At 45.3% G+C, this 2,500-nt stretch carries 2 tRNA genes and 2 rRNA genes (1 of these 4 cut by a window edge); all 4 read right to left on the bottom strand.

Annotation, left to right across the window (positions count from 1 at the left end):
- A 23S ribosomal RNA gene (locus Q0857_RS12895) occupies nucleotides 1–351 on the bottom strand (it extends 2,470 nt beyond the left edge of the window).
- Nucleotides 352–507: 156 nt separating this feature from the next.
- A tRNA-Ala gene (locus tag Q0857_RS12890) sits at nucleotides 508–581 on the bottom strand.
- A 78-nt stretch (nucleotides 582–659) separates the two neighbouring features.
- Nucleotides 660–733 (bottom strand) — tRNA-Ile (locus Q0857_RS12885).
- 87 nt (nucleotides 734–820) lie between these two features.
- A 16S ribosomal RNA gene (locus Q0857_RS12880) occupies nucleotides 821–2,342 on the bottom strand.
- The 16S and 23S rRNA genes sit together here with 2 tRNA genes alongside, the layout of an rRNA operon.
- Between the last annotated feature and the right edge of the window lie 158 nt (nucleotides 2,343–2,500).

The following is a 2,500-nucleotide window of genomic DNA, read 5'->3' as shown; positions in this document are numbered from 1 at the left end:
ATCACCGTCTTTGGCCCCTCTTTCCAAAGGGTTCTAATTCATCATGCTTCTAATATCGTGGTCCTACAACCCCACAATTGCCGTAACAATTATGGTTTGGGCTAATCCGCGTTCGCTCGCCACTACTAACGGAATCACTTTTGTTTTCTTCTCCTCCGGGTACTTAGATGTTTCAGTTCTCCGGGTTCGCCTCCTTGCGGATACTATATCTTCAATATAGTGGGTTGCCCCATTCGGATATCTGCGGATCAAATCGTGTGTGCCGATCCCCGCAGCTTTTCGCAGCTTATCACGTCCTTCATCGCCTCTGAGAGCCTAGGCATTCCCCATACGCTCTTATTTAGCTTATTGTACTTTTTGCTTTTTTAATGAGTTTCGATTAATTAGATATCGCTCGTGATTCTAATTAATCAGAATTATTATTTAAATAGATTAGATCGCTCTAATCTTATTTTCATGTATCTTTTTTCAATATGTCAATGAACTTCTTTCCGCTTCGCGGAATCGTGGAGAATATCGGAGTCGAACCGATGACCTCTTGCGTGCAAGGCAAGCGCTCTAGCCAGCTGAGCTAATCCCCCATTTTAAATCCTATTACAAGAATCCTTAACGTGAATTTAGAATTCTCAGTTCTAGAATTTCCTCTATTTAGTAGTTAGTAGTCTCAGGCAGACTCGAACTGCCGACCTCTACATTATCAGTGTAGCGCTCTAACCAGCTGAGCTATGAGACTCTACTAAATTTCTATTTTAAATTAACAGCAATGAGAATAAACTATCTTTCGTAATAGTTATGATACTTTTTAGTCGTCTTTCTCTAGAAAGGAGGTGTTCCAGCCGCACCTTCCGGTACGGCTACCTTGTTACGACTTAGCCCTAGTTACCGATTTTACCCTAGGCCGCTCCTTACGGTGACGGACTTCAGGCACTCCCAGCTTCCATGGCTTGACGGGCGGTGTGTACAAGGCCCGGGAACGTATTCACCGCATCATGGCTGATATGCGATTACTAGCGATTCCAGCTTCACGGAGTCGAGTTGCAGACTCCGATCCGAACTGTGATAGGGTTTATAGATTCGCTCCTTCTCGCGAAGTGGCTGCTCTCTGTCCCTACCATTGTAGCACGTGTGTAGCCCAGGACGTAAGGGCCGTGATGATTTGACGTCATCCCCACCTTCCTCACAGTTTGCACTGGCAGTCTTGTTAGAGTTCCCGACTTGACTCGCTGGCAACTAACAACAGGGGTTGCGCTCGTTATAGGACTTAACCTGACACCTCACGGCACGAGCTGACGACAACCATGCAGCACCTTGTAAATTGTCCGAAGAAAAGTCTATCTCTAAACCTGTCAATCTACATTTAAGCCCTGGTAAGGTTCCTCGCGTATCATCGAATTAAACCACATGCTCCACCGCTTGTGCGGGCCCCCGTCAATTCCTTTGAGTTTCATTCTTGCGAACGTACTCCCCAGGTGGGATACTTATCACTTTCGCTTAGCCACTGAACCGAAGCCCAACAGCTAGTATCCATCGTTTACGGCGTAGACTACCGGGGTATCTAATCCCGTTCGCTACCTACGCTTTCGTCCATCAGTGTCAATTGATTGTTAGTAATCTGCCTTCGCAATTGGTATTCTATGTAATATCTATGCATTTCACCGCTACACTACATATTCTAACTACTTCACAATAATTCAAGATAACCAGTATCAAAGGCAATTTTACCGTTAAGCGGCAAACTTTCACCTCTGACTTAATTATCCACCTACGGACCCTTTAAACCCAATGATTCCGGATAACGCTTGGATCCTCCGTATTACCGCGGCTGCTGGCACGGAGTTAGCCGATCCTTATTCTTACAGTACCGTCAGAACTCTACACGTAGAGTGGTTTCTTCCTGTATAAAAGCAGTTTACAACCCATAGGGCAGTCTTCCTGCACGCGGCATGGCTGGATCAGAGTTGCCTCCATTGTCCAATATTCCTCACTGCTGCCTCCCGTAGGAGTCTGGTCCGTGTCTCAGTACCAGTGTGGGGGATCCCCCTCTCAGGGCCCCTACCTATCGTTGCCATGGTATGCCGTTACCACACCATCTAGCTAATAGGACGCATACTCATCTTGTACCGTAACCTTTAATGTTATCCCCATGCGAGGTCAACATACTATGAAGCATTAATCCAAATTTCTCTGGGCTATTCCTCAGTACAAGGCAGATTGTATACGCGTTACGCACCCGTGCGCCGGTCGTCAGCAAAGAAGCAAGCTTCTCTCTGTTACCCCTCGACTTGCATGTGTTAGGCCTGCCGCTAGCGTTCATCCTGAGCCAGGATCAAACTCTTCATCGTTAAATTTTGCGTGTTACTATCATATTAATACAATGCAACATCTTTTAACAACTAATCAGAATCTCTAGTACTCAAAATGGTCTATTCTCTTTGTTGAATTAAATCGTTTCCAATTCAATTCTTACGCTGTCAATTCAATATGTTTATGAACTTTTTTT

Source organism: uncultured Algibacter sp., assembly GCF_947495925.1.
Taxonomy (GTDB): Bacteria; Bacteroidota; Bacteroidia; order Flavobacteriales; family Flavobacteriaceae; genus Algibacter_E.
Note: the sequence above shows the minus strand (reverse complement) of the source record. Positions and strands in the feature narration are given on the sequence as shown.